This window comes from Planococcus lenghuensis, from assembly GCF_001999905.1.
Lineage (GTDB): Bacteria > Bacillota > Bacilli > Bacillales_A > Planococcaceae > Indiicoccus > Indiicoccus lenghuensis.
On sequence record NZ_CP019641.1, the window covers coordinates 132,862 to 151,257 of the forward strand.

Sequence of the window (18,396 nt, forward strand, 5' to 3'; positions counted from 1 at the left end):
CCCGCTCCATATAGATAGCAGCAATGCAGGCTGTCTTGCTCACACTCACCAATTCCTTTCTTCTGATAAAATAAAAAATGCTCATATCCCCGTTCCGGAATACCGGACGAGTGGATAAGAGCAGTGCTTGCTGTTGGTATGTAATTGTCCCTACTATAACATGGTCCTGCAAAAGATTCATCTTCTTATTTTCATTTAATCATAAGTCATGTATAATGGCAGTATATTCTTTAATTTTCTTATTTGTCGAGCGTAATGTGCTCCGACGGACGCGACTAATTCAAGCCTCTGGGCTGATTTGACACATAGCATTTTTGCTATGCCTGAAAAATCTGCCCAGGGGCTTTTTTGCGTTCTCAGAAGATTGGGAATAAAAAACGTCTTAGGAAGGGGTATGCAACATGGAAGAAAGAACAATTATGGAGACACTGAAAGCACCATTTCAGCCTAGCGAGATCGAGTGGCGCGTGCAGTCCGCTACAAGGAATCAAAACGGAGTCAGGCTTCTGGTGGTCCCGTACATTACTGCAAGAGGGATTATGGACCGTCTGGATGCCATACTTGGCGCCCAATGGACTTCAACCTTCCAGCAGATGAAAATCGCCGGAAAAGAAGGGTTCGGTTGTAGCCTGTCCATCAAGATTGGGGACGAATGGATTACCCGGACAGATGGCGCGGAAGTATCGGATATCGAAAGCATCAAAGGCGGACACAGCAATGCGCTCAAGCGTGCAGCTGTTCAGTGGGGAGTCGGCCGTTATCTTTACGACCTCCCGAAATTCTGGGTTCCGCTGAAAGACAGAGGAAATAACTACGTCAACGGTAAATTTAAGATCAGCGGAAAAGACGAGTACCTAAAAGGGGGCTTTGATGACCCGCAACTGCCGAAAGAGTTTTTGCCGGCGGATTTCAAGTACAGCAATTCACAGGGAAATTCACAGCAACAACAGTCACAGCAACCGCCGCAGCGACCGTCACAGGGTAAACCTTCCGGTCAGCAGCCTTCTGCGTCGAATCAGCCGCCTGCTTCGCAAGGCACTGATCCGAAACTGGCCGTGACCCAACTGCTGACAGACCTGCAAGTGAAACGGGAACACGTGGAGCATCTGTTCCACCGAGCAATCGGTCAAAAAATGACAGTCGGCCAGGCAACCACAGAACAGCTCCGCGAGTTATACAAAGCCCTCTATCCAGTACGGACCTACCTCAACTTCTGCCATCAGGCGGGATTGAGCATGGAAAAAGCTTTGTATTTCGCCCAAATCACCGTGAGAGAGCCGCTCAATGAGCCGCATAACCTTTTCTTCAAAATGAACAAGAGCATAGCGGACAGAACAATCGAGATGATCAAAGAGGATATGGCGCAGCAACAGCCAGCCTAAGAGAGACCTGAACACATACACGGGAAGGAAACCCCCTTCCCTTTCGTATGTGTTTTTATTTTTCAGCATATAAGCCTGCACCTAATGGGCAGCATTGCGAAGGGAGAAACCAACGATGAAATTCACCGTTAAAAAAGAAGTCCTTGTTGACGCATTCGCCAAAATCGGAAAAGTTCTTAGCAACAAAACCACAATTCCGGTATTGCGTGGTGTGAAAGTCGAAGCGAGAGCGGATTGTATTCTACTGACGGCGAGTGATGCTTCCGAAAGCATCATCCACCGCATTCCTGCAGATCCGGGCAAGGCGGTTATCGAATTGGAAGGTGAAGCTGTTTTCAAACGTGAAGCCCTTGAAGTGGCGTCCAAGCTCAGTGGTGATATTACATACGAACTGGAAGAGGACACCCTTCATGTGACACAGGCGAAGACGAAGTTGGACTTCTCCACGATGCCGGCAACGGACTTTCCGAAAATCCCGACGACGAACAGCAAGCCGATTTCACTTACCGGCCAGCAGTTTTCTGACCTGATTGCCCGTACAGTTTATGCGGTATCAAAAAGCGAAGTGCGCCCAGTGCTGACAGGTGTGAACCTGAGCTTCGGCAAAGAGCTCCAGGCGGTATCGACGGATAGCCACCGGCTGTCGAAAGTCACCATTCCGCTTGAAACCGAGATGGAGGAAATCTGCATCACGGTTCCTGGAAAAATGCTCGAGCACGCGCTAAAAGCGTTCGACTTGTCGCAAAACGTCTTCTTGACCGCGGAACAGAACCAGATCGCCATGGTTAACGGCAACACCATCTACTTATCACGACTCATTGATGGCCAGTACCCGGCAACCGACCGACTGATTCCGACCGATTTCAAACACGAGATGACGGCGAGCACAGAAGAACTGAAAGACACATTGACCCTGCTTGCTACCCTGTCCAAAGAAGGCGTAGTGAAAATGGAAGTGGACGGCATGTTTGTTAAATTCCAATCCCGAAGTGAAACATCCAAGGGGGAGCGGGAAATTGCCTACCACGAATACACAGGAGAGGAAGGGTTTGCGATTTCCTATTCAACGGTTTTCCTGCTGGATGCGCTGAAGCGTGTCGAAAGCGATTCCGTGAAACTGAAATTCGTTGACCCGATGCGGCCATTCATTGTGGAAGGCTTAGACGGAACGGATCAGACGCAATTGATCCTGCCTGTCCGCACATACTAATAAACAAGAAAGAAACGGAGACTGCCTGAATTGGCAAGCTCCGTTTTTTCTTGAAAGGAGCCTTATATGATTGATTTCAATCGACTTCAAGAGGAATTCAATACGAGGAGCATTCCGGAAAGCTCGGTTCTGCCGAGGGAGGATGAGGGAGCGATTTATGTGCTTTATAGCATCTTCCATCGTCTTGATTGCGAAAGCATAGACTTTTCCAGATTTACCGATGCGGATTGCGAGAATGCCAAGGAAAGTTTCAACGACTCTGTCTGCTTCGAAGATGAAGATGAATTTGTCCATTTTGACAGAGATTCTTCTTGGGCTGCTGTCTCCTTTATCGCGAATATCACATGGAATTACAACAAATCACTTCCAAACATGAAACGGGTTCAACCGCCGTTTCCGTTGATATGAGGTGATTTTCATGGATATGCACATTGAGCAGTTTTATCAAGCCTTGGAAGTCTTTGAAAGCCTGCACTTGGCAAAAATTGCAGCTGATTACGGAATGCCGAGAGAAAAACTAAACCAGATCGACCTCTACCCTGCTTATGAAGGTAGCTCAAATCTATTTGAGAACTTCCTTCATATTCTGAATTGGGCGTTCGACCTGGAAGACTGTAATGCCTCTAAAGCGATGGACATAAATGAAGAGATGCTCATGGGCAAGCTCAAACTCTATCCATCGCATGATGAAGGGAAAAACACGCTTGAACGATTTTACGATTGTACGATGCTCCTCTTAAAAAATTCGTACATGAGAGATATGCCAGAACATCTCGCAGATGAAATCAAAGAGGACGGCGAGAATTTCATTCTTGGGAGAACAGATGAAGGGCTTGTGGTGATCGTCGGAGATATTTATGATCCCCGAATGTTTCACGGACCCTTAAAAACACTGCTCGCTTACCAAAAGGAAGCGTTGCAAAGGAGAGAAATCGCATGAAATTGGTGTTTGAAATGGAGGACGTGCCGACAAATCCGAACTATCCGGTCAGGGGATTTCAATATTCCGATGCTGGAGTCCGGAGCGGCCCGAACCTGTTATCTATCCAACAGCTGATAGAAATGCTTGAACAGCGAGATCCACAAGCGGATGAACGGAGAGAAACTCGTAGAAAGTCACTTTCTTATACGCCAGTTCTTCCCACCGGCACGCTCATGTATGCAAGTGACGATGAAGGAACATTGGAACAACTTGTTTTCGAAATCCAAAGTTCCACATTCGATGTTCTTTACAAAGACGAGAAGATACCAATTGCCCTTCCGTTTCCACGTATGGTCGTTATCGTGGAATTGGATACAATCGGCGATCAAAAAAAAATCGACACCATGCGGGTTTTCGCAGTTGAGAATGATGGAAAGCCGATTACAGCTGATACGCCGCTGTATATGTTTCCCTATCCCAACGTGATGAAAAGTTCCGGTTCGGTTTGTTGGGGACAGAATTCCAGACTGATGGTTCAGTCGATACAGGAAGTCCGTTCCGCTTTCCTCCTGTTCTTCTCATCACCGTTCAATGAAGACCATGGTGTTCACACGACACACGGAATACAAAGCTTTCGTCAGCTGATGGGCAAGATTCAAGACCAGCCTTTCAATGATGAATGGCTGATCTCTTCAAAGCAGACGCTGGAAGAGAGCCTGAGAGACCTTTCGTACTAATAATCAACTCGAATAAGCCTATACCTTACGGATAGCATCGAGAAGGGAGAATATTTATGTCAAAGCAAACAGATATCTTCAGCAGTGCGACACGTTCCTGACTGAAAGGATCAGGCACTAACGAAACCGTTAGTAGAACTGTTATTCCAAGAAGTCAAATGACTGGGTAACGCCAGAAAGGGCTTCCCCTAATACTCCGACATGCATGGAGATTGGCAAAAATCCGATTGTATGAAGCTCGGTGAAGTCGGCCAAAGACTACCGTAACAAGTAACGGTGACGAAATCTCTCTGGAGGTGGAGAGTGTAGTTGATAGGTCGGGGGTCTATAAAAAACCTATGATTAGAATGTTCGTAATGCCTTCATGTTCGGCTTGAACTGACGAATCTCTGAATGTAAGGCTCTATAAGATAACTGGATAGAAATGTTCAGGCACTCAAACCAAGTGGCAACTGTGGGTAAGTAAAAATTGTTGATATGAAAACCCATACAGCGTTATAGGCGCAGTCAAGGTTGCAGGGTCAAAGGAGAAATCTAAGGGTTTATGGACAGATAGGAATAACGGAACGTGGTAAATCTGCTACGTGGAGGGTTTGCCCCCAATGAAACGGTTTAGGGAAAGCAATGGTGATAATAGCCATATGTATAACCCAATTAAAGCAGATGAAGGTGGTGGCACAGTACCAACGAAGCGTCTAATAAGCGCTGAGGGATAGCCACTAGTCTAAACGCAGGTTAATCTGAAAACGAAAAAGTTTTTGTTTCCAACTAAGTTGTAAGGTTCGAGTAAGACTAAAAGAGGTTTATCTCCTTAATACAAGGAGGAACCAACTTATGACTAAGGAAAAGAAAGCCAAACTAAGACACGTTGAATACTTTTCACTCCAGCCTACACTAGATGAATTGTACTCACGCAGTCAAAACGGCAATAACTTTTACAACCTTATAGAGCTAATGAAAAGCGAGGAAAACATAAGACTGGCGTACAGGAATATCAAGAAAAACAAAGGGAGTATGACAGCTGGGACAGATGGACAGACAATCACAGACATCAAAAATCTCAGCGTGGAAGAAGTAGTAAGCCAAGTACAATCCATGTTCGAATGGTATAAACCTCAATCAGTAAGAAGAGTTTTTATTCCTAAACCGAATGGAGATAAAAGGCCATTAGGAATCCCGACTATATGGGATAGAATCTTCCAACAATGCATACTACAAATCCTTGAACCCATCTGTGAGGCCAAATTTCATAAACATAATTATGGATTCAGGCCAAACCGTAGCACCCATGATGCCATCGCACGTATGAATACCCTTATAAACAAAGGAAACAAGTATTACTGCGTGGATATTGATATCAAAGGTTTCTTTGACAACGTAAATCATGAGAAACTACTAAAACAGATTTGGACTCTTGGAATAAAAGACAAAGCATTAATTTCAATAATATCTCGTTTACTAAAGGCAGAAATAGAAGGAGAAGGCAAACCCACTAAAGGGACACCTCAAGGGGGAATTCTTAGTCCCCTGCTCTCTAATATTGTGCTTAATGAATTTGATTGGTGGATCAGTAACCAATGGGAAACTTTCAAAACAAAGTTCTCATACCAAACTGATAAAAATAAGTTTGCCCCACTCAAAAAGACGAGGTTAAAAGAATGCTTTATCGTCAGGTATGCGGACGATTTCAAAATCTTATGTAGAGACTACCACACTGCTAAAAAGGTCTTCCATGCTACGAAAGATTTCCTTCAAGTTAGATTAAGGTTAGAAATTAATCCTCAAAAATCTAAAGTGATAAATTTGAAGAAGCAAGGAAGCGATTTTCTTGGAATCAAAATTAAGGCAGTAGCAAAGAAGAAAAAGTACGTCGCTCAATCTAAAATGACTGAGAAGGCGAAGAAAAATGCTAAAGCCAAAATCAAAACAGAAATCAAGAAAATCCAGAAAGACCCTACAGCAGAAAGTGTATGGAATTTTAATTCCGTAGTAATGGGAATCCACAAGTACTACTCTGTCGCCTCCCAAATCACAACCGATTTAGTAGAGATAAACCAGTCACTCAGAACCGTGCTTTACAACCGTTTAAGAGAGAATTGGACAGAAGCCTCAACAGCAGATATGACGAGAACTCTAAAAAAACGATATGGAAAATACAATCCTAAGCTATGGAAAATACAAAGGATGGTACTCGTACCTATCTACGCACAGAAAAATATACCAGCAATGAATTTCTCTCAGAACACCTCTAACTACACCATTAAAGGACGAGAAAAAATTCATTCAGGGTTAAAATGCGTAAACCAAAGAGCTCTACACCTGCTAATGAAGTCCTTCATAAAAGAGGCAAGTATTGAGTATAACGACAATAGAATCTCTAAGTATGTTGCTCAATACGGTAAATGCGCCATCTCGGGATTAGAATTAGAAATTGCTGAAATTCATTGTCATCATGTTACCCCCAAAGAATTTGGCGGAACTGATGAATATAGCAATTTAGTGATCGTTCACAAGGACATTCACAAACTAATCCATATGAAAGACAGGGAAAAAATAAAAGGACTTCTGAAAACACTCTCTCTAAACGATAAGCAAATCTTAAAGTTCAATAATTTAAGATTAAAAGCACACAGAGAAGCGATATAAGGCGGAAGATTAACTGAAATTAGATGGAACGCCGTATGCGGTGAAAATCGCACGTACGGTGTGAAGCGGGGGAAAAGCCGGAGATAGCATCAAAAGCTTACCTATCGCTACTGTTCAATCTTGTAGATGAGGCTGCAGAAAAGAGAAAAGCGGAAGAAGTCGCTAAGAAAGCAGAGCAGGAAGCGAAACAGGCGAAACTGCGGGAAGAAATGGAGAAAAAGGCAGCGGCCGCTAAAAATGCGCCTGCAAGCAAGCCGGCAGATAAGAAAGCCGATGCCTTTACCCCTGACCAGGAAACAGTGATTCGGTATCTCGGTGAGCAATTCCCGATTACGGATTTCTTTTCTCCGGAGGAAGTCGTCGAAGGCATATTGGTTCAGAAGAAAGATGAAGATCCGGTCCGTGAACCGCTCACCGCGGAAATTGTACGGAAGCGGTTGGAGAAAGAGTTCCCCGAACTCGTCAAATCCCACACCGACCTTGTTTTCATCAAGAATAAGAACCTGATTGTCCCGATTCTGAAAGCAAAAGCGAAAGGTTGTAAAGAGGAAGCGCTGCCGTATGGCAATGCTTCCTTTTTCCCTATCCCTTTCCCGGTCATGGAGCAGTTCATTACACTTGCTGCGCAATTGAAGGACCTTGAAATCCATGCGGATGTCTACTTTCATCCCGAAAAAGGGCATTTCCTTGATATTCCTGGTCAAGAGCTTTCCAGATATCAAGTGAGAGTCAAAGAAGAAGCTTGGTCCATTGCAGAGCGGGTGGAAGATGCTATCAAATTGATGGAGATTCACTCCCATCATGGTATGGCTCCCCTTCCTTCTTCATTGGATAATGAATCGGAACGGATGCCAGGAATGGTCTATGCAATCGTCGGGCGAATAACCCGCTGGCTGCCTTCCATTACTGTCCGGACATTCCATAAGACAGAACACCGCCATGTATCACTAGATCCTTCAGATATATTTGAAAGTCCTTTTCAACAACTGCCTGATTTTGATACGTCGAAAGTCGAGGTGTTTTAAGCTGATCGACTTGAAGAAGAAGGATAAGACGAGTTGGAACGACTATGAGGAAATCTTTCCTTTCATCGTTCAAATTGGAACAGGCGGGACAGGCGGTTACTTGGTTCAGCATATCGCCCAACTGTTAGGTACGACCGGACAGCCGGCTACCTATGTCGTGGCAGACCCGGATGTTATCGAGGAAAAGAATTTGGGGAACCAACTATTTCTGAAATCCGAAGTCGGCATGAAGAAAGCGGAAGTTCTTGCGCAGCGCTATTCCTATGCGTACAACTTGGACATCCGCAGCTTCACAGACCGGTACATTGAATCGGTAGAGGATATTCGTTCCCTGTTCAATCAAGACTATATGGACGTGGGCCAGGGCGGATTCAGCAATAAGCTACTCCTCCCCATCTTGATCGGCTGCGTGGATAATAACTTCTCACGGCAAATCATGCATGAATTCTTTCAGCAGTATCCAGGCATCTACATCGATGCAGGGAACGAAGCGACAGAAGTGCCTGCCGACTGGCAGACACGAGCTAAGTCTGAATGGACAGAAGCGGAATTGCAGACATTCAAGGAAAGCGGATGGAGCGGTCAGGTAGTCACAGGCGTTAACCTGAACCTGGCCAAACTTCCGGCGGTTGGCGAAGTGTATCCGGATATCCTCGAAGATAACGGCAGCATACGTCCCAGCTCCCTCTCCTGTACGCAATTGACCGCCAGTGAACCTCAACGCCTTATCGTGAATAAATTCGCGGCTACGGCGATTCTGAGCGTCCTGACAGAGATTGTGGAAGACCATACCGTAAGCCGGCATGTCACCTTCTTCCATGCGAAGAAAGGCTACATGCGTTCGACAGAGGCAGGTGTAGAGGCATGACGCAGCTCGACTTGTTTGATGCGCCCCCTACCCCGCTCAAACAGCTGGAACAGAAATTCCGGCAGTTCATCGAACAGAACGGGTTGCCGTATGATCTGGTCGCCATCAACAAATCCCATGACGAATCGGCATTGATTTTTGACCGAGAGCGTGAAAGTCTGCATTACATCAACGTCTATGGCGGGAAAATCAAGTATACCTACCATGCCCCGAATTGCGGCGAGTTCGGCACGAATTTTCATCTCCTGGATAACCGCTTCGAGAAATACGAATCGGTCAGGCTGATAAACGATAAAGGCGAGTTTATCTCCAGAGGGAAAATGTATGTAGCTGCTGAACTGGCGCGGGGCTGGCGGATTATGGACACTTTCCGTTAATCGAAAGACAGCTGGACTAAAAAAGGAGAGATTAACATGGCAATTTTTGAAGCAAACCGGATGATCGCATTGGCAAAGAAGGATAAACTGATTGCGATGATGATCAAGGATTTGGGCAAGGACGAGAGGGCGTTGAAAGCCATTTTTAACAGTGAAGTGTTTGGTGACAGTGCGATGGAGCACAGTTACCGCACTTGCATGAAGCCCATCCAGGAAGAAGCGCCCGTGAAGGAATACGAGTTCCAGACGAAGATTCAGCACGGGAATAAAGTAGAAGAAACCGTACTTTACGGTTTCGGAGCAACTGAAGAACAAGCCAGAGAGGACGCTCATCACGAGTTTTGCCATCTTCAGCAAATACCACGGAGCATGGTGACCATCGGAAAAGTCCTTTCAATCAAATGAACCGCAAAAACCGCTGCCGACAATTTAGTCGGAGCGGTTTTTTTGTTTTCGGATTCGGTTTAACTGCCTGCCGATTCGATGAATAGCGGGTCAAACGATGAGACGACGTAGAAATGAATAATTGTATTTGCGTGCTTTTCTTCAGGAATGGCCGCAATCAGGTGATTAACAATTTCGATCCGTTCGTCCTGTATCAGCTGATCGGATAATTTGATATCGAATAAGGTATGGTTGCCATCAATAGCTTGCGTTACTTGCACATCGCCCAACCAATCCAGTCCTGCAACGGTATTGACAGCTTGCAGCGTCCATTTCTGCACACTTTCCGTGACGGTCATCGGCTGCATATACACTTGCGGATTCAAGAAGGTGAAGTCAGTATAGCTGGCGATTCCGCCTGTCGGTTCTTTCAGGCCGGCCGGCTGATAGCGGTTATCCCCGATAAAAGCGTAATACGCACCGATGGCCAGTGTATCTTTCCGCATTTGGACAGTCGCTTCATAAGCCGGATAAATTTCATCCAGGATATGTCGGGTGAATTTTTTCTCTCCGTCCGACCGCTGCCACTCACTCTCCGTTTCGCTCATCACATTTTCAAGAAGGTCAAAGACTTCATTGCGGATGACGCCCTTGCTGAGCGTCCACGTTGCGCTCTCCAACACGAATTCGGGATCTGCGAGTATTTCTGTCATCAGAAAGTAACCGAGCGTGAATTGGCTGCTGACGGCTTTGGAAAGCTCGTCCTCGATGTACTTCTTCTTGGTATCGCTATCGGCTAGGGGCAGAAGTTTCCGGGCGTAGTAGCGGATAATTTCATCTGTTTCCTGTTTAAAGTCTTCATCGGTCCGGTACCGTTCTTCTAAGACGTTACTGACTGCGTTTATATCCGATTTTGATTTAATCATTTGCTGTATCATCCTCTTTCTCTAAGTCCGCTTCTATAACGGGCGTGATTTCGACAGGAGGAGCCGGGCTGTCATCAAAGAGCAGCCATTGCGAACCTTCCTGAATCAAAACAGTTTGATAATAGATCGGCTGCTGGTCATTCGCCAGTTCATATTTCCGATAGAACATGGCTTCTCCAGCTCGTTCCGAATATGTACTCGAAGTTAGCTGATACGACTCTATCGGCTCTTTTAAATGCTGCCGGAAAACCGCTTGCAGGTTCTCAAACGTCTCACGTTGAAGCTCTTCCCCATCTGGCAGCATGGAGAGGAAATTCTCATGAAGGTGAGGACGGATCCGGTCATAGAATTTATCGGCTCCTAAGTCCCCTTTGTGATAGAGAAAGAAGAGATGGGAAACGTATTGGGCCAATTTCTCACTGGAATCAAAAGTATCTTGCTGCGCTAGCAGTTTAATTGCAACTTCCTCTTTCGTTTCCGACAGTTTCCCCGCGGCTTCTTCCGGTGTGACAGCTTCTGTCTCGGTTAAGACTTCTTTTTGTTCTTCGCTTAGTTCCACATCTTCCGGATCTGTTTCAGTATCTTCCTGTTGTTCGACAAGCTGTTCATTTTCTTGTTCCGCCTTTTCTACTTCCTCGGCTATCGGTTTCGGCAGGCAACCAGTCAACAACAGAATCGAACAAAGCGGAATGGCCATCATGGATTTACGCATTCCGTATCTCTCCCTCTTCCTCCAATTTCAGCATGATTTTTCGAACTCTTCTCTTGTCGCTGTCACTAAGCATGTATGAAAATTCCCCGGTTTCCATGACAGGACGCTTATGAATGATCGACAACAGGAATACTTCAAGAAATGGCTGAATCTGAAAGGCTTTCCCATTACTGACCAACTTTGCTGATTCAATGTATTTGCTGAAAAGCACTTCAAATGTAATCTGCAGTTTTGGTGACAAGCCGGTCGGTACCACCACTCCAAACTCCCGCCTCTGCGCAAATAACGCAGTCCAGACAAACAATGTACTCATTCGGATATCAGCAGGATTGAGGGCGTTGACATTGCCATTTACCGTCCATTCTCTCAGCTTCTGTTCAAGCATTAGATTCGGACGGATTAAAAAAGTTTTGTCTTCTGCATTGAGTTCAACAAGTCCAGTTAGTGCATGGTGTTCAAGATAATCTGTTAAGTATTGCATTTTGTCTTCGACTATCGGGACACGCATGCCCCATTGGTTATTTAATTTAGTTAGCTCATACGAATTCAGGAAACTCGCAACGATTAAGTCATCCATTCCTTTTATTTGTAGTGTAGACAATCGTTTCTTACATCACATGGGCGATGTAAGTTCCCCCCTTCCACTCCAAAAAAAGAGCACCCCATATAAGACAGGCCGAAGCCTGGCATATAAGTGGGGTGCTCCCAGTTAGTATTTTGTTAGTTAGTAACAACAGTATAGTCGATGTTTTTATAGAGTTCAAGAACTGTTTGCAAAGAACGGGTAAACCCAGCGGGTGTAAGCCCTAGAATCGCAGCCATTTCTTCAACGGTATGCTCCCCTTTTTTATACAGGTGGAAGATATAAGCATTCCGCACTTCCTCTGTCCGAAATTTTTGCGGAAGAACGCTGTTCAACTTTCCGAATAGATCTTGGGAATTCATTTTTACATAGGCAGGACCGTGTTTTTTCGTACTGGAGATGATATAGTCATGCTCCCGGAACAGCGCCCGCTCGATAACCTGAAGCAACAGGGCGACTTCCTCACTCTCTTGGAATACGGTACGGAATATGACACCGCTCTCCATTTCATAACGGAGTTCAACCCGATCGCTCAAATCATTTAAATGGACCGTCCGGAGCTGTTCGATATCCCGCATCTTCAAGCCACGCATGGCAAAAAGGAAATACAGCCGGTAATTAACAGGCAGGGAATCATTTCGCAGAAGCCCTGGTTGCTCAGCGAGAAACGTTTCATACAGCAGCGTCGCTTCCCGTTCATCTACTGGAACGTCAAACTGAAATTTGGGCATAAAATCCACGGGGAGTTTTCCGGTTTCCCATAGGAAGTGAAAGAACTGGCGCAGGATGGTCAGCTTCCGATTCAAGGTACTGCCATGCAATCCCTTTTCCATTTCCCGCTCCATGTATGCACGGACGTCTTTCGGACGAATTTCGAAAGGTTCCGGTTTACGGCCATATTGCAGGTTCAGGAAGTGAAGGAAGTGTTTTAGTGTATCCAGTTCCAAAACAAGTGTATTTGGATGAATCCCCTTATCCAAGCGGTACTTTTCATAAATCTTTAGCATATCCACCCCTCCTTTATCTCTTTCCATTTTACCATGCTACCGTAGTTTTTAGGTTTTAAAGCAATTAATAAATAGCGAAGCGGAGATTATTAGTGATTTATCTAAAATTACTAAAAGTATACCTTTTTGAATTCCTAAGAGAAACACCTTTAAAGAATAACTAAGGAAAAATGAAGAACCGAACGAGCGCAGGAGTATCAAGGACTTTAAGCAACAAGCCCAAAATGATTTTTTTTAGTTATCCAATCCGTTCCCTGGATAGCGGACAACTTATCCTACAATTTAATCTTCTCCCCCATTATTAGAACTTTAAAAACATATTTTACCAATTTGAGGCTTGAAGAGACGAATAAGTGGAGATTTTGAGTTTCTGCCTGGACGGTAGCTTATTAAATTCGGTATTGTCCAATACTCGAATTGATCCCCCGGTGGAACGGTATTTCCTAAACAACGACAAATAGACCTTTTCCAGTAGGGGAAAAAGCCAGAATTTCAAGATTCTCAGTTTTATTTAATTGCGGTCTTCAAGCCAGTTGTAAAAAGGAACTTTCGGCTCGGGTTTCGAGTTTTCCAGTTTCGGTTCCCACTTAGTCAGAAAGTGGATTCGCAGATGCCGCTCTACGAGTCGATTATACTCCTCTTGTTGGATGAGCAAACGTTTCTCTGCAGCTGATAACAAGAATTCTTCACATTCTTCGTCCGTCATAACGTCTCCAGATAAAGCTAGGAGATTTGCTTTTAGTTTTTCTGCTCTTATTTGAATACGGAGCCACTGTCCGGAAGTTGAAACAAGCAATTCAATTTGAATGCCGGCATCCCTTAAGGCAGCTCTAAGAAACATCTCATATTCCGGTGTGCCAATCTCCAGAAAGTAATCCAAAAGTATTTCGAAATGCCTGTGCGTAATGGTTCCATGAGAGGTTTCGTATTGAACAGATGAAACGTACCCCGACCTTTTGTTGCATTCAGCTACTTCAAGCAAAACCGATTGTATTTCTTTCAAAAGGTAGTTGTTCCGCATGACATCATAAACTTTATATTCCTGATCATCATGGTAAGAAGCCAAAAAACAATTTTCGTGGCAATAGGACTCCATGGCTTTTCTGTAAATGGACAGACCGGTTTCCCCCACTTTGTTGAATAAAGTGTTTTTGGCACCGATTAGCTGCTGAATTGTCTCCTCAGAAAGTTCCTCGATATAGAGATCATAGCGATTTAACATCATATCGAGTTCCGCTGTATTCGCAGATACGGCTACTTTTTCTGAAATGAACAAATCGGTCAGGCGGATGGATAGTACATGATTTTCCGCTTTAATGCTTGATGTGCGTGAACGTTTAGGTGATTCAGAGTCAGTCAGCCCGAGATAGCTGTATAGCGCCTTCTCTGCTTCCTCTCCGCTCCCTCTTGGAAGTAAGAGAGCATCTTGTCCGCGGCCAAGCCAAATGGAGATCACGTCGTCTTGTATAAGCTTCAGCAAGGCTGCTGCCGCTTCCTTCGCGTCGTAAAAGTAATCGATTCCTGCCAGCCCGGTATGTAATTGATTGCGATAAAGGTTTTCAAATTTCACTCTATGTACTTTGCCAGGCATTTTTGCTGATAGAAAATAGCTGATTAGCCGATTCACTCGAAGACTGTGTTTCTTCATGGAACCGTCAACGATTTTTTTATAGTTCTGAATGAATTGAGTCTCTCCACTTTTTCCAAAGGTATGCGCCAGACTGTAGTAGTGGTCCCCTCTCCGCTCAATCAGACCCTCTGTTTCCAGCCGTGTAAGCGCACATTTTAATTGCGACCGCTGAATATCCAACTTTCGGCGGACAGCTTCAAAATCAGCTTGGATCCGTCCGTCCAAATCGACAAAAGGGCTAATCATCAAAAACACATTGAAAGCCACTTTTGGGATGTTGCGATGATTCAATCCAAATTCACGGACTACCTTACTTTTCAATCGAGCTGTAATCGCCATCGGTTTTTTATGTTTCGTTGCTAATGCTGACATTATGTAATCCTCCAATCGGGTGAGCATTTCTTCATCTTGGTAGTATTTTTTTGAGGTATTTATAAATCCTTATACTTCAAAACGTATGAGGAACAAATATAAAACCTAAATTCCCAACAAGACAAAATACGAATAAAAGTCAGGGAACAATCAAAATAACTACTGAATTGAGCCTCTTGCCCCACTTATTCACCTTGCAACCATCCAATGGATTTGATAACATAAGTTTATATGTGGGATTGCCTTTTTTGGCAATAAGAAACCGGGCCTGTGAAACCTCATTTTTAAAAAGGTTTCCAAGCTGTTGCGTTTTCCCTCGGCACTTAATGCTAGGAGCTTTATTAGTGAAGCTTTGTGAGTGAAACTTAGCGAGTGCACCTTGCCTTGATGAGTGGAGTTAAGTTGCAGCCAACAACTTGATCTCCAGAACACGGATTGAAACTGAATCGCATTGCCGATCGAGTGGGGACTCGATCCAAGGAACTTGCTGCCAGGCAAGTTCTTTTTCTTTTGTCTACCGGTTAGTTTCGACCAAATAAAATACCCATTTCCCGCTGATTATTTACTTGGCAGTTACTTTTCGTAAGTGGGTACACGAAAATAAACGTTTCAATCAGCAGTTTTCAGCCTTTAAAAAAAGACAGAACATGCCCATTGATACGCCCCCGATAGCCACTTTCCATGTTAGCAAAGAAATCTAACTACGGCAAACTAATTTTTGTAAAAGAACGTTCCAGGAGGGAAATTCCGGATCTTCGCCTTTTCTATATCGGTTGAATGGCCATTATTAATTAGGCTATTTTCGCCTGAATATAACAGTTGTGTTAAGAAAAAGCACATCTCGTTGCCTTTTCCGAATTGCTATGATATGCTTTCCATACAATTAAAAAGGATTATCTTGAGAACCCTTTCACCTGATGTTCTCTTGGTATCCCCAATAGCCAAGAAAGCCCGGTGTCTTCGGACACCGGGCTTTCTGTTTGTCTTATTCAGGATTAGAGGAAGTAAAGGACACTGGCGGCAATCGCGCAGCTGCTGATGACTGCAGTAAGGGCGTATTCTAGTTTGACGAATGCGTTATGTACTCTCATCACTCTTCCCCTCCTTCTTGATTCCTTCGTTAACGTGTTCTCTAACATATTTTTTTATAAATGCATCTCGGCCAGCAAGATCTTCTTCCTTTCGCTTAAAGAGAAACCCGCCAACTTTACGATATCTCTTCTCTTCCGGAAGCTTGTTCCACTCAGCCAATGCCTCATCTTCTAGTTTAATCATGAAAGCAGAAGATTTAAGAACGCTTTGTTGATCGAGAGCCGAAGTTTCCGTAGACGATGGAGGACTTGGCAGCCGTTTCAATACATTCTGCTGTAATTCTTCATATCGCTGATCAAACCGTTCGATAAGCTTTTTCTCAAGCTCCTGATAATGCTGACGCATTTCCTGTCTTAACTGCTCTAGGTCATTTCCGCCATTATATTCTTGAGGTAAGGGAAAATCGTCGGGAAATGGCCGTGTCATTTCACTTTTCGTCATCACATTCTTGATTGCTTCCAGTGTGAACTTTTTTTCCCTTAGTTCCATCAATAGCATGGCAACAGTTAAATCTTGTTCATCGTAAACCTTTTTCTCAGCAGCTCTTTGAACATAATGCACGCTTTGGTTCTCTAAATCTGTAAACCAGCGATCAATCGTATTTTGGTGGACCGTGAATTTTTTAGTTTTGCCATCATTATATTTTTCATTAACCAGCCGCGCGAATTCGCTGATTAACCAATGTTTTTGTTCAGTTTCGATTTGTCTCCCCCTCCTTTTCTAAAATATCTACAGAAAACATTTATATTAAACATAAAGGAAATTTCAATAAGATACAAAACATTTTTTCGTATTTCCGAATGCTCTATATGTAAACTGTCGGCATCTAAAAGTATACCATTGATGATTTAATAGTAGACTACTAAAATTATACTAGTAGACCCACGACCACTAGTAGACCCTTAAATTATAAAAGGATCGCTGTTTTACAAGGTTTCGACTGATTAAAAAATTAGGCCACGATTGAGAATAACAGAACGATGCAAACGCTATTAGTAAATAAATAGTTCATTACTAATAAATTGTTATTAAATCACTAGTGTTATATTAGTAGGGTAACGGGTACTAGTAGATTACTAAAATGACTCTACTAGTAGACCCACGACCACTAGTAGACAACCAAACGGAACATGAAAGGCTCAAAGGACAAGGCATTTAGAATCCACTAGTACGAAAATGACTAGTGGATCCTATTTATCTTGATTTAGTTACCAAACATTCTTGCGAAATCATCGTCTTTAGCAGGTTTTTTATCATCTGCTGTTTTCGTTTTCTTATCTCCGAATAAATCATCAAAGCTTACGTCATCATCCTGCTGCTCATTGGAAGGAGAGAGTGACTCCATGTCAGCAAATGGATCCACTTCGTTCGACTGTTTTTCTTCTACCATCCGTGCAAGTCGTTTGCCTTCTTGAACGAGCTCACCAACACGTTTTGGTAACTTTAATCCCGCAAAAACAGCATAAAAGTATACCTCTGAAATATCTTTGTTTTGATACACATAGTGTGCGACCGGTTTTTCATTTGCAAAAGGAGCTAACTCATTCACTTCGGATTCTATTGCATTAACGAATTCGAAATTGAATAGCCGGTTTGCTGTCGGTTTATTTGCAAGAATACTTACGGCCAGGCGAGTAGCGTCTGATAGATCATAACCTTCAGACAGAACTCCTTCGTTAATTTGGTCCTTCAAACGACCTGCATGAGAGATGCTTTGTGCGGAATCGAGCTCACTTGCTTTAGAAGTAAAGCGAGCGAAGTGGAGGACGCCAGGCGTTTTAATTAAATTCTCAAATTCCGAAACGTCAAAGTGATTTTCGCCGACCGGATTGAAGCTGGAAGTCACGATATTCAACTCGTGTAAGGTTTCCGCAATAAAATTGTTTGAGTAACTCAGGTATTCAGAAACAGTAGCAGTTGGTTGATTCTTACTGAAATGAGAATAGAGTTTCTGATTATCAACAAGAATAATTGAACCTAATGCGGTCATAGCGCCGTTGATCTTCTGTAAGCGCTGCAGTGCATTGTTTAGCACTGTCTGTCCTTCGCTGGAACGTGGCAGTGTCATAATCAAACCAAATCGTTTCTTGAAGCCGTTTTCCATCATCGTTCGTATAGCTTCGATCACGGAGCCGGTTCCAGTTCCGCCGCCAAGACCCACAACTATCCATACAAAATCAGTGTTAGAGAATTGCTTTTGGACAGCTTCTCCGATTATTTCGGCATCTTCTTGATACATTTGTTCTCCTAATTTGATATTTCTGCCGGCTCCTTTACCTGAGCCAATAATCATTTTCTGTGTGTTTGGATTAATGGTGTCGATCTTATCAAGATCAATTCGGTTTGTATTAACAAGAAGAGCTGAGTAAGGAAATCGGTTATTTTGGACATTCGTTGAAATGTCAGCACATGCAGCTGCGATAGAGCTGCCGCCCATGCCAAGTCCTAGGAATCCAAATCGAAGGCTTAGTGAAATGTCTGTGTTTTTTAGAATTGAACGCTGGTTCTCCATGTATGTAAACA

At 43.8% G+C, this 18,396-nt stretch carries 17 protein-coding genes; 10 read left to right on the forward strand and 7 right to left on the reverse strand.

Going from position 1 to position 18,396, the window contains the following annotated elements; all coding sequences use genetic code 11:
* The first annotated feature begins 401 nt into the window (after positions 1-401).
* The 10 genes from B0X71_RS19270 (at position 402) to B0X71_RS19315 (ending at position 9,572) form a co-directional block, all read left to right on the forward strand.
* Positions 402-1,382, forward strand: coding sequence for a Rad52/Rad22 family DNA repair protein (locus tag B0X71_RS19270; RefSeq protein WP_077591187.1), 981 nt, complete (start codon positions 402-404; stop codon positions 1,380-1,382).
* A gap of 115 nt (positions 1,383-1,497) precedes the next feature.
* Complete coding sequence (gene dnaN / locus B0X71_RS19275) at positions 1,498-2,592, forward strand: DNA polymerase III subunit beta (RefSeq protein WP_077591188.1); 1,095 nt, start codon at positions 1,498-1,500, stop codon at positions 2,590-2,592.
* A 66-nt stretch (positions 2,593-2,658) separates the two neighbouring features.
* Positions 2,659-3,000 (forward strand): hypothetical protein, encoded by a 342-nt coding sequence (locus tag B0X71_RS19280; RefSeq protein WP_077591189.1) that lies wholly within the window; start codon positions 2,659-2,661, stop codon positions 2,998-3,000.
* Positions 3,001-3,010: 10 nt separating this feature from the next.
* The gene (locus B0X71_RS19285; RefSeq protein WP_077591190.1) at positions 3,011-3,532 is read left to right on the forward strand and encodes a hypothetical protein; all 522 of its coding nucleotides are present in this window, start codon (positions 3,011-3,013) and stop codon (positions 3,530-3,532) included.
* A complete protein-coding gene (locus B0X71_RS19290; RefSeq protein ID WP_077591191.1) occupies positions 3,529-4,251 on the forward strand; it encodes a hypothetical protein in 723 nt (240 codons plus the stop codon). The genes B0X71_RS19285 and B0X71_RS19290 overlap by 4 nt, the downstream gene beginning before the upstream one ends.
* Positions 4,252-5,085: 834 nt before the next feature.
* The gene (ltrA, locus tag B0X71_RS19295; RefSeq protein WP_077591192.1) at positions 5,086-6,897 is read left to right on the forward strand and encodes a group II intron reverse transcriptase/maturase; all 1,812 of its coding nucleotides are present in this window, start codon (positions 5,086-5,088) and stop codon (positions 6,895-6,897) included.
* A gap of 209 nt (positions 6,898-7,106) precedes the next feature.
* A complete protein-coding gene (locus B0X71_RS19300) occupies positions 7,107-7,922 on the forward strand; it encodes a hypothetical protein (RefSeq protein WP_077591193.1) in 816 nt (271 codons plus the stop codon).
* Between the two features lie 10 nt (positions 7,923-7,932).
* Positions 7,933-8,790: a ThiF family adenylyltransferase gene (locus B0X71_RS19305; RefSeq protein WP_077591194.1), complete on the forward strand. Its 858-nt coding sequence runs from the start codon at positions 7,933-7,935 to the stop codon at positions 8,788-8,790.
* Positions 8,787-9,167, forward strand: coding sequence for a hypothetical protein (locus B0X71_RS19310; RefSeq protein ID WP_077591195.1), 381 nt, complete (start codon positions 8,787-8,789; stop codon positions 9,165-9,167). Before B0X71_RS19305 ends, B0X71_RS19310 begins: the two co-directional genes overlap by 4 nt.
* A gap of 36 nt (positions 9,168-9,203) precedes the next feature.
* The gene (locus tag B0X71_RS19315) at positions 9,204-9,572 is read left to right on the forward strand and encodes a hypothetical protein (RefSeq protein ID WP_077591196.1); all 369 of its coding nucleotides are present in this window, start codon (positions 9,204-9,206) and stop codon (positions 9,570-9,572) included.
* A gap of 59 nt (positions 9,573-9,631) precedes the next feature.
* Here B0X71_RS19315 and B0X71_RS19320 read toward each other — a convergent pair whose 3' ends face one another.
* The 7 genes from B0X71_RS19320 to B0X71_RS19350 form a co-directional block, all read right to left on the reverse strand.
* On the reverse strand, positions 9,632-10,477 hold the full coding sequence (locus B0X71_RS19320) for a hypothetical protein (protein WP_077591197.1): 846 nt from the start codon (positions 10,475-10,477) through the stop codon (positions 9,632-9,634).
* Entirely contained in the window at positions 10,470-11,189 is a 720-nt protein-coding gene (locus tag B0X71_RS19325; RefSeq protein ID WP_077591198.1) for a hypothetical protein, read from the reverse strand. Before B0X71_RS19325 ends, B0X71_RS19320 begins: the two co-directional genes overlap by 8 nt.
* Positions 11,182-11,790: a hypothetical protein gene (locus B0X71_RS19330; protein WP_077591199.1), complete on the reverse strand. Its 609-nt coding sequence runs from the start codon at positions 11,788-11,790 to the stop codon at positions 11,182-11,184. Before B0X71_RS19330 ends, B0X71_RS19325 begins: the two co-directional genes overlap by 8 nt.
* Positions 11,791-11,909: 119 nt before the next feature.
* Positions 11,910-12,779, reverse strand: coding sequence for a site-specific integrase (locus tag B0X71_RS19335; RefSeq protein WP_198038779.1), 870 nt, complete (start codon positions 12,777-12,779; stop codon positions 11,910-11,912).
* 511 nt (positions 12,780-13,290) lie between these two features.
* Positions 13,291-14,781 (reverse strand): hypothetical protein, encoded by a 1,491-nt coding sequence (locus tag B0X71_RS19340; RefSeq protein WP_077591201.1) that lies wholly within the window; start codon positions 14,779-14,781, stop codon positions 13,291-13,293.
* A gap of 1,077 nt (positions 14,782-15,858) precedes the next feature.
* Positions 15,859-16,434 (reverse strand): MerR family transcriptional regulator, encoded by a 576-nt coding sequence (locus B0X71_RS19345; RefSeq protein ID WP_077591202.1) that lies wholly within the window; start codon positions 16,432-16,434, stop codon positions 15,859-15,861.
* Between the two features lie 643 nt (positions 16,435-17,077).
* A complete protein-coding gene (locus tag B0X71_RS19350; protein ID WP_077591203.1) occupies positions 17,078-18,385 on the reverse strand; it encodes an FtsZ/tubulin family protein in 1,308 nt (435 codons plus the stop codon).
* Positions 18,386-18,396 lie beyond the last annotated feature (11 nt).